General features: G+C 64.1%; 15 protein-coding genes. 4 read left to right on the top strand and 11 right to left on the bottom strand.

The window, feature by feature from the left end; genetic code table 11:
• Position 1 precedes the first annotated feature (1 nt).
• The 7 genes from SKP52_RS06120 to SKP52_RS06090 form a co-directional block, all read right to left on the bottom strand.
• Positions 2 to 1,183, bottom strand: coding sequence for a dipeptidase (locus SKP52_RS06120; protein WP_039572852.1), 1,182 nt, complete (start codon positions 1,181 to 1,183; stop codon positions 2 to 4).
• A complete protein-coding gene (locus tag SKP52_RS06115) occupies positions 1,180 to 2,751 on the bottom strand; it encodes a serine hydrolase (RefSeq protein ID WP_039572849.1) in 1,572 nt (523 codons plus the stop codon). The genes SKP52_RS06120 and SKP52_RS06115 overlap by 4 nt, the downstream gene beginning before the upstream one ends.
• Positions 2,748 to 3,887 (bottom strand): YkvI family membrane protein, encoded by a 1,140-nt coding sequence (locus tag SKP52_RS06110; protein WP_039572846.1) that lies wholly within the window; start codon positions 3,885 to 3,887, stop codon positions 2,748 to 2,750. Before SKP52_RS06110 ends, SKP52_RS06115 begins: the two co-directional genes overlap by 4 nt.
• Entirely contained in the window at positions 3,884 to 4,924 is a 1,041-nt protein-coding gene (locus SKP52_RS06105) for a DUF1611 domain-containing protein (RefSeq protein WP_039572843.1), read from the bottom strand. The genes SKP52_RS06110 and SKP52_RS06105 overlap by 4 nt, the downstream gene beginning before the upstream one ends.
• A 20-nt stretch (positions 4,925 to 4,944) precedes the next feature.
• The gene (locus SKP52_RS06100) at positions 4,945 to 7,134 is read right to left on the bottom strand and encodes a TonB-dependent receptor (RefSeq protein WP_160292369.1); all 2,190 of its coding nucleotides are present in this window, start codon (positions 7,132 to 7,134) and stop codon (positions 4,945 to 4,947) included.
• 205 nt (positions 7,135 to 7,339) lie between these two features.
• Positions 7,340 to 8,347 (bottom strand): dipeptide epimerase, encoded by a 1,008-nt coding sequence (locus SKP52_RS06095; RefSeq protein ID WP_081997228.1) that lies wholly within the window; start codon positions 8,345 to 8,347, stop codon positions 7,340 to 7,342.
• Positions 8,347 to 10,326: a serine hydrolase domain-containing protein gene (locus tag SKP52_RS06090; protein ID WP_039580074.1), complete on the bottom strand. Its 1,980-nt coding sequence runs from the start codon at positions 10,324 to 10,326 to the stop codon at positions 8,347 to 8,349. The genes SKP52_RS06095 and SKP52_RS06090 overlap by 1 nt, the downstream gene beginning before the upstream one ends.
• A 142-nt stretch (positions 10,327 to 10,468) precedes the next feature.
• On the opposite strand from SKP52_RS06090, the gene SKP52_RS06085 reads away from it, so the two are divergent.
• Together SKP52_RS06085 and SKP52_RS06080 are read left to right on the top strand one after the other, a co-directional pair.
• On the top strand, positions 10,469 to 11,092 hold the full coding sequence (locus SKP52_RS06085) for a helix-turn-helix domain-containing protein (RefSeq protein WP_039580069.1): 624 nt from the start codon (positions 10,469 to 10,471) through the stop codon (positions 11,090 to 11,092).
• A 21-nt stretch (positions 11,093 to 11,113) separates the two neighbouring features.
• Positions 11,114 to 12,811 carry an N-acyl-D-amino-acid deacylase family protein gene (locus SKP52_RS06080; RefSeq protein WP_052207907.1) on the top strand — a complete coding sequence of 566 codons (1,698 nt, stop codon included), beginning with the start codon at positions 11,114 to 11,116 and terminating at the stop codon, positions 12,809 to 12,811.
• A gap of 48 nt (positions 12,812 to 12,859) precedes the next feature.
• Here the strand turns inward: SKP52_RS06080 and SKP52_RS26915 are convergent, their stop codons facing one another.
• From SKP52_RS26915 to SKP52_RS06075, 3 genes are all read right to left on the bottom strand, one after another.
• Positions 12,860 to 13,024, bottom strand: a complete 165-nt coding sequence (locus tag SKP52_RS26915) for a hypothetical protein (protein ID WP_228383844.1) — start codon at positions 13,022 to 13,024, stop codon at positions 12,860 to 12,862.
• Entirely contained in the window at positions 12,969 to 13,100 is a 132-nt protein-coding gene (locus SKP52_RS26910) for a hypothetical protein (protein ID WP_267128040.1), read from the bottom strand. The genes SKP52_RS26915 and SKP52_RS26910 overlap by 56 nt, the downstream gene beginning before the upstream one ends.
• A 162-nt stretch (positions 13,101 to 13,262) precedes the next feature.
• Positions 13,263 to 15,716 (bottom strand): TonB-dependent receptor, encoded by a 2,454-nt coding sequence (locus tag SKP52_RS06075; RefSeq protein WP_039572838.1) that lies wholly within the window; start codon positions 15,714 to 15,716, stop codon positions 13,263 to 13,265.
• Positions 15,717 to 15,851: 135 nt separating this feature from the next.
• On the opposite strand from SKP52_RS06075, the gene SKP52_RS06070 reads away from it, so the two are divergent.
• The gene (locus SKP52_RS06070) at positions 15,852 to 16,601 is read left to right on the top strand and encodes a helix-turn-helix transcriptional regulator (RefSeq protein WP_039572835.1); all 750 of its coding nucleotides are present in this window, start codon (positions 15,852 to 15,854) and stop codon (positions 16,599 to 16,601) included.
• A gap of 49 nt (positions 16,602 to 16,650) precedes the next feature.
• Positions 16,651 to 17,781 carry an acyl-CoA dehydrogenase family protein gene (locus tag SKP52_RS06065; RefSeq protein WP_039572832.1) on the top strand — a complete coding sequence of 377 codons (1,131 nt, stop codon included), beginning with the start codon at positions 16,651 to 16,653 and terminating at the stop codon, positions 17,779 to 17,781.
• On the opposite strand, the gene SKP52_RS06060 is transcribed toward SKP52_RS06065, so the two are convergent.
• Complete coding sequence (locus SKP52_RS06060) at positions 17,778 to 18,800, bottom strand: acyl-CoA dehydrogenase family protein (protein WP_039572829.1); 1,023 nt, start codon at positions 18,798 to 18,800, stop codon at positions 17,778 to 17,780. The two genes, SKP52_RS06065 and SKP52_RS06060, sit on opposite strands and share 4 nt — an antisense overlap.
• Positions 18,801 to 18,810 lie beyond the last annotated feature (10 nt).

Raw genomic sequence — 18,810 nt, 5'->3', positions numbered from 1 at the left:
GCTATTTCCTCTGTGCGGCGAGCACGCGCAGGATATTGCCGCTCCACATCTTTTCGATATCGGCGTCCGAATAGCCCGCAGCCTTCAGCCGCTCGGTGACTTTGGGCAGCGCCGAAATATCCTCAAAGCCCGGAAGGCCGCCGCCACCGTCCCAGTCCGCGCCGAAGCAGATATGGTCGACGCCGCCGACCTCGATCGCGCGCAGCACCATCTTCATATAGCCTTCGAAATCGGCGGCCCATAGTTTCTCGGTCTTGTCGAGCTCGCGCCACTGGCGGTTCAGGTCGGCCTGCTCAGCAGGCGCGATCTGGCCGATGCGCTCATATTTGCCGAACAGCTCGGCCCGCGCGGGCGACATGTTCATTTCCGACATGAAGATCGTCGAGATGCACATCGCGCCGCCCTTTGCCGCAAGCGCCCTCAGCCGTCCCTCGTCGAGATTGCGCGGGTGGTTATAGGCCGAGCGCAGGCTGGAATGCGAAAGAAGGATCGGATATTTCGACAGCGCGAGAATCTGGTCGAACGCCGCATCGGACGAATGGCTCGCGTCAATGACGATGCCAAGGCGGTTCATCTCGGCCACCCATTGCTTGCCGAGCGGGCTCAGTCCCTTCCAGCGCCGCTCTCCCGTCGCGCTGTCGGCGAATTGATTGTCCTTCGAATGCACCGGCCCGGCGAGGCGGAGGCCCTTGTCGTAAAACTCCTTGAGCAACGACAGGTCTTCGCCGAGCGGATAGCTGTTCTCCATCGACTTGAAGGCAATGAGCTTGCCTTCCTTGTTGAGCCGCACCGCGTCCGCCGCGGTCAGCGCGGGCGCGATCGTGCCCGAATTCGCCGCGATGGTCTTGTCGATCAGGTCCGACCGTTTGCGCGCAAAGGCGAGCGCATCGGCATAGCCCTTGGCGGTCAGGGGCCCCTGATCGGTATAGATGGCAAAGAAGCCGCCATCGAGGTTGCCGTCCTTCATCCGCGGAATATCGAGCTGTGCCATGTCGTCGGCGAGCGCGTGGCGATCGGCGAAGCTCCAGCCCGCGCGTTCGAAATGGAGCGGCGTGTCGAGGTGCGTGTCGAGTACGAGCATCCGGCTGTGCAGCGGCGCTTCGGGTGCCGTCTTCGGCTTGTCGCCGCCCGGCGAACAGGCCGTGAGCGCGGTTGCGGTCAGCAGGATAGCGAGACGCTTCACTTCTTGTCCCCCACGGGCTTCAGGTCGAGATCGTGATAATCCCAGCTGAAATCGGCAATCTTGCTCACCGCCTTCATCGTTACGCCGGTGATCTTGCCCTCGGCGTCGAGCGCGAAGGTGACATAGGCGGGCTCGATCGCCGGATCGTCGAAATCGGTGACGAAGCTGTCATACTGCCAATGTTTGAGCCGCCCCGCCATCCGCGGCGTCGAGGTGAAATCGATCGTCAGGCCGGTCGCTGCCTGCCCGATCACGATATCGCCATACCAGGGATCGCGGTAGCGGCCCGCATAGCGCGCCAGATCGAGCGAGGGACCGCTCTTCGCCGGCGACGCCTTTGCCTGTTTCAGATATTCGACTCCGCCCGCGAGCCGCGACTGATACCAATCCTCCCATTTCTGGGTCCAGCCATAGTCCGGCTGATCGAGATAATGGTCGAGCAGATCATAGGTGAGGCCGAGCAGCATGCCGCTGTCCTCGCTGTTCATCATGATCGCGAAGCCGACATTTTTGTCGGGGATCATCACGACGCGCGTGATCGAGCCGAAGACGCCGCCACCATGCTGGATGATGCGGTGGCCGCGATAGTCCTGCACATTCCATCCGAGCGCATAGGCCTGCTGCGTCGGCTGTGCGGGCTTGAGCTGGTCGGGGAGCGGCGAGATCGGCATCGGGGTGACGGGCTTCCACATCTCCTCCGCCTGTTTTTCGCTGAACAGGCGTTTGCCATTCGGCAGCGCGCCGTGCGCGAGCTGGATCTTGAGCCACGCCGCCATGTCGTCGGCGCTGAGCGCGAGCCCGCCGGCGGGGGCGCCATTGCGGCCGAGTTCGTCGCGTTCGTCGAGCGCCGCCTGCGGGCCGAGGCCACGCAGCGCGCCCGAAAGACGCGCGTGCGGCCACGACCGGTTCGGAATGCGGAAGCGGTCCTCGCTGTCGCTCGTCGCATTCTTCATGCCCCCAGCGCGCAGGACGCGCGCGCGGATGAAGTCTTCCCACGTCTGCCCCGTGACTTCCTCGATCAGCTGTCCCGCAACGGCATAGAGAATATTGTCATAGGCATAGGCCGAACGAAAACTCGTCTTGGGTTTCAGGAAGGCGACGCGTTCGGCGGTCTGCTTGCGCGTCAGGTGCGTGCGCGGCACGAACATCAGGTCGCCCTGCCCCAGCCCGAGCCCGCTGCGGTGGACGAGCAGGTCGCGGATCGTGATTTCGCGCGTCACCCATGCATCATACATGCGGAACCAGGGCATATATTTGATGACCGGATCGTCCCACGCAATCTTGCCCTCGTCGACGAGGATCGCGAGCGCCGCGGCGGTCATCGCCTTGCCCGTCGAGCCGGTCTGGAAAATCGTCTGTTCGTCGACGGGCGCGCGTTCGCCGATCTTGCGCACGCCCCAGCCGCGCGACAGCGTCGTCTTGCCGTCCTCGACGATCGCGATCGACACGCCCGCCGCGCCGACTTTCTGGCGCAGCGCCTCGACGCTTTCGGCGATGTCGGCGGGCGGTTCGGCCCATGCGGGCACGGCGACCGAAAGCATAAGCGACAAGGCAAGCAGGCGTTTCATGGCAAAGCCTCCATATGGGGAGCAGTGGACGGACGCAGCAGGCGCCAGGTCCCGATGGTGATGAGCGGCAAGACGAATACGGCGAGGAATAGCCAGGCGAGGAAGCGGTATCCGCTGGCGATCAGGTCGACGAGGCCGATACGCGCCGCAACGAACATGCAACCGACCAGTATGACGCTTCCGATTCCCGCCCGCACCGCAGTGCCAATCGGGGGACGACCGCGCGCTTCGACGACTCCCGAGATCCTTTCGTTGATCGCGTGGATGGCACCGACGCCGCTTTCGAGCAGCGCGGCAAAGATCATCAGCTGAAACAGCACATGAAATCCCGGCACCGCCATCTGACGCAGAAGGAAGTCGGAGGGCAAGGTCTCGGCACCGATCGATGGGTAAAAGGCCATCATCGATACGAAGAAGAGGATCGCCGGCAGCATCGTGAGCGGCCCGGCAATCAGGCCGGCAATGACGGCATCGCGCTGGCTGGTAAGATGCCGCAACACCGGCAGGATGATCACCGCGCCGACGATGTTATAGCTGGCATAGGTCAGCCCGCCGGCGACCCAGTTGCCCGAAGGCCGGGGCGCGCTGGCAAAGCCTTGAACGATCAGATCGCCGAAGCTGGTCAGCGCGAAAATCAGGAAAAGCGCATAGACCGAATAGATCAGCATCGTCGCATATTTGAACAGCTTCTCGACGATTTCGGTCCCGAATGCGGTGAAGGCTACGATGCTGACGGCCAGCAGGACCGATCCGGCGAGTTCGGGCCAGCCGAAGGTCGCGGCGCCGATTGCGCCCGCTGCCGCACCGAATACCGCCAGGATCAGCACCACGAAAATCAGATAGGCGATTTCGAAAGCCACCCACGCCGGACCGAGCAGGCGTTGAAAAAAGCTGCGATAGTCATAGGCGCCCATCTTGAGCGCGAGCGCAAAGGTCAGCGCAGCCACCCCGCTCCAGATCAGCGTTGCGAGCAGCATCGCGGACAGCCCGCCCCACGGCCCCGAAGGCACGAAATATTCAGCAAGTTCGCGCCCTGTTGCATAGCCGCCGCCGATGATGACGGCTTTCAGCGCAAAACCGGGCAGCAGGTAGCGCTGGAACCAGCTCGACCCGCTGCCCGTCTCGCCCACACTCACGCGAGAATGCTTTCCACAAGTGCATCGAACGCCGCGCCGCCACGAATCGGATCGGCGACGGGAAGCCCGAGGCGTTCACGTTCGGCCGCCATCACCGCCTCGGCCGCGTCGGCGTCATAGCTCGACGTGTTGAAGCTGATGCCGCCACAGCGGATCGCGGGATTGGTGCGGCTGCCGAGGCGGATCGTCATGTCGATCACCTCCTCGACCGAGGGCAAGGCAAAGCTTTCCATGCCGAGGACCACGCTGCGCGTCGGGTCGTGACAGACGACGAACACGTCGGGCTGGCTGCCGTGGAGCAGGCCGAGCGACACCGGGGCATAGGCGGGGTTGAAGATCGACCCCTGTCCCTCGATCACATCCCAGTGACCGGTGGGCGCGTCGGGGCTGAGCATTTCGGCGGCCCCGGCCTCGAAATCCGATACGACCGCGTCCATCGGCATGCCGCCGCCCGCAATCATGATGCCCGTCTGACCCGTCGCCCGGAAATCGGCGTCGAGGCCGCGCCCCACAAAGGCCCGATGCAACGCGAGCGCGGTGTATTTCTTGCCGAGCGCACAGTCGGTACCGACGGTCAGCAGGCGCTTGCCCGTCCGTTTGCGCCCGGTGCCCACCGCGATCGACGGCGGCGGGGTGCGGATGTCGATCAGCCGCTGCCCTGTCCGCCGCGCCGCCTCGACGAGCGCGGCTACGCTCGTAAGCTTGGTGTGGAGCCCGCTGACGATGTCGAGCCCCGCCTCCATCGCCTCGACGAGCACCGCGACCCACGCCGCGCCGATGACCCCGCCCTGATTGGCGACGCCGATCACCAGCGACCGTGCCCCCGCCGCCCGCGCGTCGGCGGGCGACAGGCGCGGCAGTCCGGTCGAAACGGTGCAACCGTCGATCGCCCATTCACCCGTGCAGCGGTCCCCTGCCCAGTCGGCGAGACCAAAGGCGGTCTTGGCATAGGCCGCGTTGGTCGTGTCGCCGAGGAACAGCAAATAGGGCTGCGGCAGGGTCAGGCTGTCCTCCAGCCTGCCGACGGGCGCGTTCATCTGGTCCAACTCCAATCCGCTCAAAAAGCCATGTCGAGCGCGACGCCGATCGTCCGCGGCTGCAGCGGCGAAATCGCGAGGAAGCTCGGCTGGTTGAGACCGTCAGCCATCGTCGTCCGCGCCATCTCCCCCTTATTGTCGAACAGATTGCGGGCATAAGCGCGCGCTGTCCAGTGATCGCCCAAAGTCACCGACGCATTGAGATCGACCGACGTATAGGGTTTGGCGCGCGCGACGAGCGGATCGCTTTCGACCAGCGACAGGCGGCTGCTCGCGTGGCGGATGCCCACACCGAAGCTGCCTTTGTCGCCGCCGCCGAGTTCGAATTCATAATCGGCGCGCAACGCGCCACTGAATTTCGGCACGGCCGGCAGACGATCGCCGTCGACGCCGCTGATGTCGGGCACATCTTCGGACAGAGAGGCGTCGGTGTAGCTGCCCGTCGCGCTAAGGGTCAGACCAGGTGCCGGACGCAGCGCGAAACTGCCCTCGATGCCCTTGCTTCGCGCCTTGCCGCCGTTCGCCCCGCCCGACACGCCGCCGAAGGAGCGCACGACCTGAATATCGGTCCAGTCCATCATGAAGATCGCGACATCGACCGAAACGAGGCGATCGACGAAGTCGGCCTTCAGCCCGATTTCATAGTTTTTCATCCGGTCGGCATCGACCGTCGGTGGCACATTGGGCACGATGACGTTCGGGCCGCCCGGACGGTAGCCGGTGGCAAGACGCGCATAGAGCATCGCGTCCTCATTGATGTGGAATTGCGGACTGATCGAGTAAGTGAAGACGCTTTCGGCCGATTTGCCCGGATCGTCGGCCTGCGGCACGATCGCGCCCGAACTGATCTGGCGGAAGGTCTGCTTGTTGCGCGCCCAGCGGAGGCCGCCGGTGATTTCGAACTGCTCGCTGAGCTTGAAGGTGGCGTTACCGAAGACCGCATACTCCTTGTAGGTCGCGGGCAGGCCGACGATCGCGAGCGGATCGAGTGCGGGGATGATATTGCCCGCCATGTCATACGACCGGACGAGCTGCGCGTTGCTGGTGGTCTCGTCGGTGAAGAAGCCGCCGATCAGCCATTCGAAGCGATCGCCACTTGGCGAAGCGAGCCGGACTTCCTGCGTCCATTTCTTGAGCCCGAGATCGAGCGAGAAGGGCGTAATCCCCGCAGGAACCGTGTCGCCGGTGAGCAAGGGGAAGAGGACACCGAAGGCATAGCTCGCATCCTGCAGTTGCCTGCTCTGAGTCTTGCTGTACGTCGTTGCCGAAGTCAGCGTCGCGGCGCCGAAATCATAGTCGATCGTCGCCGAATAATAATCGAGATCGATGTCATAGGATTCGGGGACGTAATTATTGTACGACCGCCCGTCGCCGAGGCGCGTGCCGGTCAGGTCGGCGGCGTAGAGACCATTGCCTTCGGAGTCGAGCGACTGCCAGATGCCGACCAGCTTGACGTTGAATTCGGGCGTCGGCGTCCACAGCAGGGCCGCGCGGCCGCCGCGCTGTTCATAGTCGTTCTGGTCCTTGAGCGCGGCATTGTTGACGCTGTCGACCCAGCCCGGGGTGCTGCGCCACGCGAAGCTGCCGCTGACCGCAAGCTTGTCCTGAATGATCGGCACATTGACCATCGCCTGCGCGCCCCAGCCGAGCCCGTCGCTGCCCTTGATCGCGAAACCCTCGACCCCGGCGCGGACCTTGAACTGCGTCGTGTCCGGCTGGACGGTCACATATTTGACGAGCCCGCCGATCGAGCTTGCGCCATAGAGCGTGCCTTGCGGGCCCTTGAGCACCTCGATCCGTTCGAGGTCATATGGCATGAGGTCGATCGTGAACGCCCCCGCGCGGTTGTAGATCGCGCTCGATCCGACCGGCGCGTCGTCGAGATAGATGCCGACGGTCTGGCTGGCATTGAGCGGTGCGACGCCGCGCAGGGTAATCGTCGTCTGACCCGGCGTGCCGCTGTTGCTGACGTTCATGCCGGGCACATAGCCCGCGTAGTCGACGAGCGAGGCCGAGCCCTGCTCCTGCAGGACTTCGCCGCTGACGACCGCGATCGAGATTGGCACGTCCTGCACATTCTGGACGCGCTTCTGCGCGGTCACGACGATTTCGCCCGATGCTTCGACGGCGGCGGCTTCTTGCGCCTGTGCCGGCATCGCGGCGGCGACTGCGGCCATGCTTGCTGCGATAAAGAGTCCCTGTTTCATCATCTCGTCCCCAGAGTTTGGCCGCACTGCGGCCCCATAAGTTATCATTATGTTATCGTTATAATATTCCAGGCGACTCGTTGCCCCAGAAGCGCCGAACGGTGGGCGCCAAACCGCGCTCACCGATCATTTGATCCCCACCCAGAAGATTTCACTTTTGCGACTATTGTCCTAATTGGAGAAATGTCAACCCAATTGGGACAATTAGTCAATTGCCCCAAATTTCCGCCGGACAATGGATCATGCCATCGCGATAGCTGACGCCCGGATCGCGATCGCGCGCGAGAAATGTCGGCCCGTCGAGGTCGACGATGTCGCACAGCTGCCCGACGATGAACGACGGCGCCATCGACAGGCTGGTCCCCATCATGTTTCCGACCATGACGTCGAGACCGAGCTTCTTCGCCTGCCGCGCGATCGCCAGTCCCTCGGTCAGCCCGCCGCATTTATCCAGCTTGATGTTCACGACGTCGAACCGGCCGACGAGCGAGGCCGTGTCGGCGAGCGACAGCGCGCTTTCGTCGGCGACGAACGGCAAGGGCCGTTTCAACCCGTCAAGATCGGCCTCGCGCCCGCGCTTCAGCGGCTGTTCCAGTTGCGCGACGCGGCTCGACACCAGCACGGGCAACAGCTCGGCAAGCGTCGCGACGTCATAGCCCTGGTTGGCGTCGACGCCGATCCACGCGTGCGGACGCGCGGTGCGGATTGCGACGACACGTGCAATGTCGTCCCTAAGGTCGCCCGTCAGCTTGACCTTGATCGGTGCTTCGGGATCGATCGCCAGTGCGGCTTTCGCCATCGTCTCCGCGCGGTCGGCACCCAGCGTCAGCGTCGAGCGCAGCGCCTTGGGCGGCTTCAATCCCACGAGTTCCCACACGGGAAGCCCCGTCTGCTTCGCCTCCAGATCCCAGAAGGCGCAGTCCAGCGCGTTGCGCGCGCCGCCGGGAGGAAGAAGTTCTTGCAGATCCGCGCGCGTCGCGCCGTCTTCGATCGCGCCGCGCACGCGCGTCGCCTCGGCCAGCATATGGTCGATGTCGTCGCCAAGATAATAGACCCCGGCGCCCTCGCCGCGCCCGACATGCGTGCCGTCCGAAAGTTCGGCGACGAGCAGCGCGGTCTCGGTGAAGACATGGCCCGAAATGCGGAAAGGCTGATGATAAGGAAAACGCTCGACCCGAAGGTCGAGCGTCAATTCCCGCATGCTCTGCGTCGCCATCAATAGACCATCCCGAAGCCATAGAGATGGAAGACCAGCGTGACCCAGACCAGCACCAGAGCCGCGAGGATCAGCAGCACGGCGCCGAGCTTCATCGTCCACCGGCGCTTGTCCTTGATGCTGAGCCACAAATGCCAGCCCGCGGTGATGAGCAGGCCGAAGGCGGCAAGCGGCGTCGCGATGCGCAGCAGGTGGATCAACCAGTCGAGCGGGCCGCCGATCGCGCCGATGTCGGCCGAGAAGGCTGCGATCAGCCCGAACCAACCGGCGAGCGCGCCAATCGCGAGCCACGCGAAGACACGCGACAGGCGATAGGCGCGGCGCGCCTTACCCTCGAGCGCGAAATCGGCCTTGAAGCTGCGACGCACCAGCGCACGCACCGGCCAGGCCAGCGCCGCGAGCAGGATGATGCCAAAGGCGAAGATCAGCGCCGGGTTGAGCCACGCGGCATTCACCGCGAACGGCGCCGGTTCGAACACCATGAAGGGCGAACCGCCATCGACGCTCCAGCGCACGACGCGACCGTCCTTGACCTCGGCGGCGACGCGCTCGTTGGTGCCGGTGTCGCGCCACACGAAGGGCTCGACCTCGACCCAGTCGCGCGCGCCGGCCCCAAGGCCGTCAAGCCCGGGCAGCGTGATCTTGCCATCCTCGGTCAGCGAGATCGTCGTCTGCCCGAGCAGGCCGAACAGGCTCATGAAATTGGTGAACGACCCGCGGCTGCTGATGTAGTTTCCGACCATCATTTGCGCATGCTGGGCGGCGGTCTTCGCATCGACCTGTCCGGGCTTTTCCGTGCCGGGCAGATAGCGGTCGGCGAATTTGTGGAACAATGCGCTGCGGATCGCGCCCGCATCGCCCTGTGTCCCGGCGCTGTTCATCGAGATGTAGACGCCGATGTCGGCATCGGGGAACAGCCAAAGATAGGAGTGGAACCAGACGGTGTCGCCGCCATGCGCGATCGCGCGGTGACCGTTGACCCATTGTTCGTAGAAACCGAGCGCCATGCTGTTGAGCGGGCCGACGCCGGGCGCCTTGAAGTCGTGCATCTGCTTGGTGGTCTCAGGCTTCAAGAGGCCCGCGCCGTCATTCAGGTGCGCAATCATGAACTTGCCCATATCGGCGCCGCTCGCCGACAGGCTGCCTGCCGGGGCTGGAATGACCAGCTCGAACGGCTTCGCCTTTTGCGTGATGTCGGGATAGCCCTTTGACATATACGGCGCGAGACCCGCGGGAAGCGGCTGGCGGAACGATGAATGCGTCATGTTCAGCGGCTTGAAGATGTGATTTTCGATATAGTCGTCGAACGGCTCGCCGCTGACGCGCTCGACAATATAGCCGGCGAGCGCGGTCGCGTAGTTCGAATAGGCCGGCGTCGTGCCCGGCGCGAAAACGCGGTCGGGCAGCGCGAGCGGCATTTGCTTTTTCAGCGTCATCACCGCCTTGGGATCGCTGCTGATCAGATAGCGCACCGATTCCTGGAAGCCCGCGGTGTGCGTCATGATGTTGCGCATCGTGATCGGCTTGCCCTGATAGGGCGGAATTTTGAAATCGAGATAGGTGTTCACGTCCTTGTCGAGGTCGATCTTGCCCGCCTCGACCTGCTGCATCACCGCGGTCCAGGTGAACAGCTTCGACACCGATCCCGGCCGAAAAAGCGTGGTCTCGGGCAGCACCGGCGCGCGCTTGGCCACGTCGGAGAAGCCATAGCCCTTTTCCAGAACGACCTGATTGCCGCGAACGACGACGACCACGGCACCCGGAATGCGCGCGCGTTCGAGCGCATAGGGCAGATAACCGTCAAGCCAGGCTTCGAGATCCTTCGCGTCGAGCGCGACCGCCGCCGCAGCGGATTTTGCCACCGGCACGGCAGCCGCTTCGGCTTTCTTTACCGTCGGCGCCGGCACTGGCCCCTGCGCCGCCAGTGGCAGCGCGGCAAACGCCGCCAGCCCGATCATCGCCTTGCGGATGAAACGCATCGCTTTCCCCTTTTCCTTATCGCAGCCTGTCACACCTTGCAGCAAGCCGCGCGACCCCTTACCAAGGGACCAACATCTGTTGGCCCGATAGGGACATAATGATCCTGATTGGAAAATTGTCAAATATGGAATGGAAAAACTGATGGCGGATCATTCTACGCCGCCGACACTCGGCACGGTTATGAAGAGCATTCGCTCGCGAAACGGCTGGACGCTCAAGGAAATGAGCGCGAAATCGGGTATCCCGGTGTCGACGCTGTCGAAGGTCGAGCATGACCGGCTGACGCTGAGCTATGACAAGCTCCAGCAGCTCAGCCAGCGATTGAGCATCCGCATGTCGGACCTGTTCGCCGAAGATGACGAGGGCGCGACCCCGCGCGTGACCGGCCGCCGCAGCATCGGCACGATCGACCAGGCGGTACGCGTCACCACCGACAATTATGATTATCACTATCTCTGCACGGACCTCCGGCAAAAGCGGATGATCCCGATCATCACGCGAATTCGCGCGCATAGCGCGCGCGAGTTTGGCGATCTGGTCCGGCATCAGGGCGAGGAATTCATCTTTGTCCTCGAAGGCGAAGTCGAGATTCACACCGAATTCTACGATCCTGTCGCGCTCAAGACCGGTCAAGGCATCTATCTCGATTCGTCGATGGGCCACGCCTATGTCGTCGCCGAGGGATATGAGGAGGCGCTGGTGCTCGGCGTCTGTTCGAGCGCCGACGACGGGCTGATGGACAGTTTGATGAGCTTGCACGGCTAAACCCCAACTTTGGAGAAACAAATGGCATCGCAACGGCGCTTCATACCCTTCTGCGTGCTGCTGTGCAGTTCGATGCTCTTGTCCGCATCAGCGGCCGCGCAGGCGCCCGCCTATGACCTGATCATTCGCGGCGGGACGATCTATGACGGATCGGGAAAGGCGCCGGTCGTCGGCGATGTCGCGATCAAGGATGACCGCATCGTCGCAGTGGGCAAGGTCGACGGCACCGCAAAGACCGAGGTCGCGGCCAAGGGCATGGCGGTCGCGCCGGGCTTCATAAACATGCTAAGCTGGGCGACCGAGTCGCTGATCGTCGATCCGAAGAGCCAAAGCGATATCCGCCAGGGCGTCACGCTGGAGGTGATGGGCGAAGGCTGGTCGATGGGGCCGATGAACGCCACGATGAAGGCCCTCGAGACCGAACGGCAGGGCGACATCAAATATCCGATCGAATGGACGACGCTCGGCGATTATTTCGGCTGGCTGGAAAAGCGCGGGGTATCGACCAATATCGCGAGTTTCGTCGGTGCCGCGACGGTGCGGGTCCATGAACTCGGCGAAGGCGATGTCGATCCGACGCCCGAGCAGCTGACGCGCATGCGGGCGCTGGTGAAACAGGCGATGAACGATGGCGCGATGGGAGTCGGCAGCTCGATCATCTATGCCCCCGGCTCCTACGCCGAGACCGATGAGCTGGTCGCGCTGACCAGCGAGGCGGCGAAATGTGGCGGCATGTATATCAGCCATATGCGCTCCGAAGGCGACCGGATTGAGGAAGCCGTCGACGAGTTGATCGACATTTCGCGCCGCTCAGGGGCGCCGGCCGAAATCTATCACCTGAAAATGGCAGGGCGGAGCAACTGGAGCAAGCTCGACACGATCGTGAAGAAGATCGAGGACGCGCGCGCCGAGGGGCTGAAGATCACGACCGACATGTACACCTATACTGCGGGCGCGACCGGGCTCGACGCCGCGATGCCCACGTGGGTGCAGGCGGGCGGGCTGGAAGAATGGATCAAGCGGCTGAAGGACCCCGCGATCCGCGCGCGCGTCGCGGCCGAGATGAAACAGCCGGGCAGCGACTGGGAAAATCTTTATTTCGGCGCGGGCGCCGACAAGATGATCCTGTCGGGATTCAAGAATGACGCGCTGAAACCGCTGACCGGCAAGACGCTCGCCGAGGTTGCGGCGATGCGCGGAAAAAGCCCCGAGGAAACCGCGATGGACCTTGTCGTCGAGGACGGCTCGCGCGTCGGCACCGTCTATTTCCTCATGTCCGAGGATAATGTGCGCAAGCAGGTCCAGCTGCCCTGGATGAGTTTCGGCTCGGACGCCGCGTCGCAGGCGGCCGAGGGTGTTTTCCTGAAATCGGGGGCGCATCCGCGCACCTATGGCAATTTTTCGCGGCTGCTCGGCCGCTATGTCCGCGACGAGAAGCTGATCTCGCTCGAACAAGCGGTGTACCGGCTCACCACCCTGCCCGCGACCAACCTGGGCATCAAGGATCGCGGTGCGCTCAAGCCCGGCTATTATGCCGATGTCGTCGTGTTCGACCCGGCAACGATCGGCGACCGCTCGACTTTCGAAAAGCCGCACCAATATTCGGTCGGCATGCGCGATGTGTTCGTCAACGGCGTCGGCGTGTTGCGCAATGGCGAGCATAGCGGTGCGACGCCGGGACGCGCGGTACGCGGCGCGGGGTGGAACCGCTGTTCCTAAGCGGCCGCAAAAAGCCGCCGCTGTTCGGCGGGTGACTTGAACAGGAAATCATGCGGCAGGCCGGACGCTCGCCTGACAATGCGACGCCGCGCGATCGATGTGGCGATCGGCGAGCCGGCCGGCGATACGCAGCGCGGTGCGATCGAGCCGCGTCAGGTCATAGCGCGGGCCGAGGTCGAGCTTGCGGCAGATATGATCGGGCAGCAGCGACACCAATCGGATCGGCCTTGTAGGTCGAATGATCCCACACGCCCGACCCGGTGCGCGGCTCGGCGAATTCGAGCAGCACCGCGGCGATGCCCCCGATGCCGAGTGCGATCGGGTTCTTGTACAGGCGCCACTGGACGTTGTCGGGGCAAGCAGCGCGGGCTTGCCGATGGGCCCGGCGAAATCGATCGCCGTCCCGAGATTTTCATCCTGCATCGGCAAGCGCGCCACGCCGCTTTTCTCCTCAAAATTCATAACCCATCGTTAGGCCATAGGTTCGCGGCTGGTTAGCGAAGCGCACGACGACGTTGGCGTTGCTCGCGACCGCCGACCAATAATATTTGTCGAAGAGGTTCTTCGCCCACAGCGACACCGACCAGCCGCTCTCGTCTTTCAGGCCCAGGCTGGCGTTGACGGTGCCATAGGCGTCGACCTTGTATAGATCGAGATCCTCGAAGATCGTGTTCGACTTGCTCTGGTAACGCGCGCTGATCGCGCCCGTCAGGTTGACGGTCTCGGTTACCGGTGTGTCATAGGAGAGCGTCAAACTGCCTTGGAATTTCGGGCTGTAGATGAACTCGGCACCGTCGAAATTCTCGGGCTGCCCCGCGGCATTGGTGCCGTTATAGTCGTTGATCCGCGTTTTCAGATAGAGCGCGTTGGCCGCGATCGTCAGCCCGGCCGCGGGGCGGATCGTCAGCTCGCCCTCGACGCCATAGGCCTCGCTGTCGGGGACGTTATCGAGGCGCGAGAGCGCGGTGTAGATCGGGTCGGCGAAATAGGTGCTGATCTGCTTGTCGCGATAATCATAGTAAAAGGCCGACAGATTGGCCTGCACCGCACGGTCGGCGAGCGTCGCCTTCACACCCACTTCGTAAGCGGTCAGCTTCTCCTGCTTCACCGGCGCATTCTGGCGCGCAAGGTTCGCCGCGTTGATCGGCGTCGTCCCGGACTTGTAACCGCGCGAGACCGACGCATAGAGCAAAGTATCGTCGTTCGGCGACCAGTCGAGCGCGACGCGCCACGCGACATTGTCTTCCTTGAGCGCCGACCGCACCTCGCCGAACGTGCCGGTTGCGGGATCGAAGCTATTGCACTGCCCCTCTGAAATCGGCGGCGCGAGCACGCCGTATGTTTGCAGGTAGAGCGCGCGGTTCACGACATTGACGTTGGGCAGCATATTGCCATTGAAGTCGCGCGAACAGCCATTGTAGCCTTGCTCGTCCTCGGTGTAGCGCACGCCGACGGTCAGCTTCAGCTGGTCGGTCAGCTCGGCATCGGCATTGCCGAAGACGCTCCAGGTCTTGGTGCGGATGCGGCCGAAATCCTCATAGGTGCGGAACGCTTGGCTGAGTTCGAGCGGCGTGTAGCCGCCCGAGTTGAAGATCGGGCTCGCGAGCAGCGGCACCCCCGCGCCCCGGATCAGCCCGACATTGGCATTCTGACCAAGCAAAGTGCGGTTGGAGTCGATGATGCGATCGTTGGCGTAATAGGCGCCGACGAGCCAGTTCACCGAACCGGCCTCGCCCTCGACATGCAGTTCCTGCGCGAAGCTCTTGATCCGCCCGACGGTGTTCTGGAGGAGGATTTCGAACGGCGCCCCGCTCCAGTCGGAGAGCGCGTCGCGCTTGAAGTCATTGTAGCTGGTGAGCGAAACGAGCTTCATCGTCTCCCCCAGATCCTGATCCCAGCGCAGCTTCAATCCCCAGAAGCGGTTGTCTTCGGCAAGCGGCCCGTCGAGACCGAGCCCCGTCCCGATATCGGCAGACCGTCCAGCCTCGGGCGCCCAGTCGGCCTGGCTCGCCTTGGTCGGGAAATTGTTGGCGAGATAAGCCCCCAGCCCCGGCGCGTTGAAAAAGCGCGAATTGCTGGTGCCCGTCGCCAGATCGGTTGCGGGGGTGAAACCGATCCCCTGCCCCGCAACGGTGTCCGACTTGTTGCGCCAATATGTGACCGACAGGTCGAAATGCGTGCCCGACGCCGGATCGATCGCGAGCGACGCGCGCACGCCATATTTCTCGACCTCGCCGAGCCGTTCGCCGCGCGTGTTGCTCACCTGCCAGCCCTTGTCGCTATTCTCGCTGCGGAAGGCGATGCGCGCCGCGATGCCCTCGCCCAGAGGGCCCGAGAGATGGCCGCCGATATTGTACGTCTGGTAATTGCCGAGATCGGCCTTGATGCTGCCCTCGAAGCTGTCGGTCGGCTTGGCGGTGATGAAGTTGATCAGCCCGGCGGTCGTGTTGCGGCCATAGAGCGTGCCCTGCGGCCCCTTGAGCACTTCGACGCGTTCGAGGTCCATCACCGGCCCGGTGTTCATGATGGGATAGGCATAAGCGACCTCGTCGACATAAGTACCGACGGTCGAGGTCGAGGAGAGGTTGATCGTGTTGAAGCCGATCCCGCGCAGCGTATAGGTCGGTACGCCCTGATAGCTTTGCGAAACGGTGAAGCTCGGCGCCACCGTTGTCAGGTCGCGCATGTCCGTGACGCGCAGATTTCCCAGCGTTGCGTCGTCGACCGCCTGGATCGCCATGCCGACGTCGTTCATCGATTCGGCGCGACGCTGAGCGGTGACGATGATGTCGCCTTCCGCCGCGACCGTATCTGCCGGTGCTTCCTCTGCGGCGGACGCCGGCACCGCCAGTGCGAGGCCCATCGCCGAGCCCGCGACCAGGAAAATACGCATTGCCTTCATCATCCATCCTCCCTCAAACGGCTTGCCGCGGGGCTCGTCTTTATGCGAGCGTCGCGGGAAGCCGGACCATGCCAGAACATAGAATTGCGGCCGGGTGGACAAGCTGACACCTGTGTCAGGGAGCGGAGGAACCAGAGCGTGATCGACGAGAGGGCCGAATGCTGGACCGAAATGCCGGGGCTGATCGCCGCCGTGCAAGCGGCGGGCGACGCGATCGGCCTCCCCTATGTCGCCGCCCAGGCGGATCTTGGCGACCCCGAACCGATGAGCGACGCCGAAGGCCGCCCTTATGCTGAGACGAGCTTTCGCTGGATCGACCCCGATTATGCCTATTGGCGCGATCGCAAGCTGGCGCTGCACATCGCCTTTCTCACCGCAGCGCGGCTTGTCGCGGAGCCCTTTTATTACAGCGACGGACATCTCGGTACGTGGCGACCGACCGGGCTGCTCGACGAAGTGGACTGTTCGCAGGCGAGGAACACGTCCAATTTCGGCGAAGCGATCATCGCGCCGGTGCATCTGCCGCGCGGGCTGGTCGGCGCGGTCTTCTGGTGCTCGCGCGAGCCCGTCGGGGTCGAAGCCTTGTTCAACGACCATGCCGGCGACCTGCACAACCTCGCGCTCAAACTTGTCGCGACGCACAATGAGGCGCGCGGGCGGCCGCGCAACGCTACGGTTCCGCAAACGCTGACGCGGCGCGAGGTGCAATGCCTGCGCTGGGCGGCCGCGGGCAAGACCGACGGCGAGATCGGAATCATCTTGTCACTGTCGGTGTCGACGGTGCGCTTCCACCTGCGCAACGCATCGGCGAAGCTCGGCGCGACGGGCCGCGCGCAGTCGATCCAGATCGCCGCGGGGCTCGGCTTCGTCGGCGCGCGCGCTGCCTGATGCAGGTGCCAGCTTGGTTTCGCCCGGTGGCGGCGTACAAATCCGGCGCATGGACATGCTGAACGACCCTGCACTCACTGCCTTTCGCGAAGAGGTTCGCGCCTTTCTCGCGGCGCATCTTCCCGGCGACATCCGCCGTGCGGCAGCGCGCGCGACGAGCGTTTTCGTCGATCCCGCCGTGTCGCTGCCTTGGCAACGCATTCTCCATGCCAAAGGCTGGGCGGCACCCGATTGGCCGGCCGAATATGGCGGCCCGGGCTGGAGCGAGATCGAGCGCTATGTCTTCGCCGCCGAATGCGCACGGGCCGGCGCGCCGAACCTCGCGCCGATGGGGCTAAAGATGGTCGCCCCGGTAATCATGCATTATGGCAGCCCCGAACAACGCGCGCATTATCTGCCGCGCATCCTGTCGGGCGAGGATTATTGGTGTCAGGGTTTTTCGGAGCCCGGCGCGGGGTCCGACCTCGCTGCGCTCCAGCTGCGCGCGACCCCGGATGGCGCGGATTATATCCTTAACGGCTCGAAGATCTGGACGACGCACGCACATTTCGCGAATCGCATGTTCGCGCTCGTCCGCACATCGAACGAGGGCAAACCGCAGGCGGGGATCAGCTTCCTTTTGCTCGACATGGTGGCGCCGGGAATCAGCATCGAACCGATCCGCACGCTCGCCGGCGACCATGAGTTCAACCAGGTTTTTTTCGACGATGTCCGCGTGCCGCAAGCGAACCGGCTCGGCGGCGAGAATGAGGGCTGGTCGGTCGCCAAGCATCTGCTGACCTTTGAGCGCGGCGGCAAATATGCGCCGGGGCTGATCGGGCGTCTCGAACGGCTGCGCGCCCACGACAATGTCAATCCGGTGCTGCGCGCGCAGCTCGACCGCGAGGCGGTGACGCTAAAGGCCTTGCAGGCGCTCGAACTCAAGGCGATGCGCGGCGTCGGCGGCAGCGCGGCGCTTTATGCATCGGCACTGAAGGTACTGGGGACCGAGGCGGCGCAGCGCATTGACACGCTGGCGTGCGAAGTCGCGGGCTATGCCGCATGGGCCGATACCGACGGGCAGACGCCCGCCGACCTCGCGGTTGCGGTGCCGCGTTATCTCAACGACCGCGCCGCGACCATCTACGCCGGGTCGAACGAGATACAGCGCGATCTGATCGCGCGGACGATGCTCGGCTAGGACGCTGTGCTGGAAAAACGCGCGAGGTGATCGGCGCGGGGCCCGAACGCCGCGGCGATTGCCAGCGCTCGCTTGAAATGACCACCAAGGCTCAGTTCCTCGGTGAGGCCCATGGCGCCATGGATCTGCACCGCGCTTTCTCCAACGATCCTTACTGCATCGCCAACCTCGATGCATGCCGCGCTGACCGCCTGCGCGCGGTCGGCACGTCCCTGATCGACCGCAAGGATCGCTTCCTCGGTCAGCGCGGCCGCCTTCATTGCGGCGAGCTGCATGTCGGCGGCGCGGTGGCGGAGTGACTGAAAGCGGCCGATCGCGGTGCCGAACTGCTTACGCTGACCGAGATAGTCGATGCTGTCGACGATCATGCGCTGCATCAAGCCCACCGCTTCGGCACAGCGTCCCGCGAAGATCAGATCGTTCGCATAATCGACCAGCGCGCGCGCGTCGTCACCGCTCGCCAGAAGCGCGGCATCGCCGGGCTTGAGCGTGAAGGCGAGGTCGGCCGAGACGCTGCCGTCGTGCATGATGCGATGCCGCTGTTCGACCTTTGCGCCGTCGGCGGGAAAGAGGAACAACAGGTCGCGGTCGGCAAGCAGGAACAGATCGGCCTCGGCGCCGCCGGCGACGAGCGCCGCACTGCCACGAACTGTCCCGTCATCGACGATCGGCATCGCGGCCGTCGATGCCGCACAGACGATCGCGATGCGCTTGCGGCCCGCGGCAAGCTCCGGCTGGTCGGGATGGGCGGGTGCCGCGCGTGCAAGCAGCATCGTAGCTGCGGCGTGCGAGAGCCAGTCGGCACCGGCCAGCGCAGGCCCGAGTTCGCCCATGACCAGCGCGATATCGATCGCACCGCCGCCGAAACCGCCAATATTCTCGGGCAAAGCGATGCCGGCAAGACCGAGCGATTCGGACAGGTCGCACCACGTGGGCCGGGCCGTGTCGGCCAGGAAACGCTGGACGCTGTCGCGCAGCATCCGTTGCTCGCCCCGAAGCGGGAGATCGAGGTCGGCCATCAGATCGCCC

It is taken from the genome of Sphingopyxis fribergensis, from assembly GCF_000803645.1.
Taxonomy (GTDB): Bacteria; Pseudomonadota; Alphaproteobacteria; order Sphingomonadales; family Sphingomonadaceae; genus Sphingopyxis; species Sphingopyxis fribergensis.
This window is presented reverse-complemented; position numbering and strand designations above follow the sequence as displayed.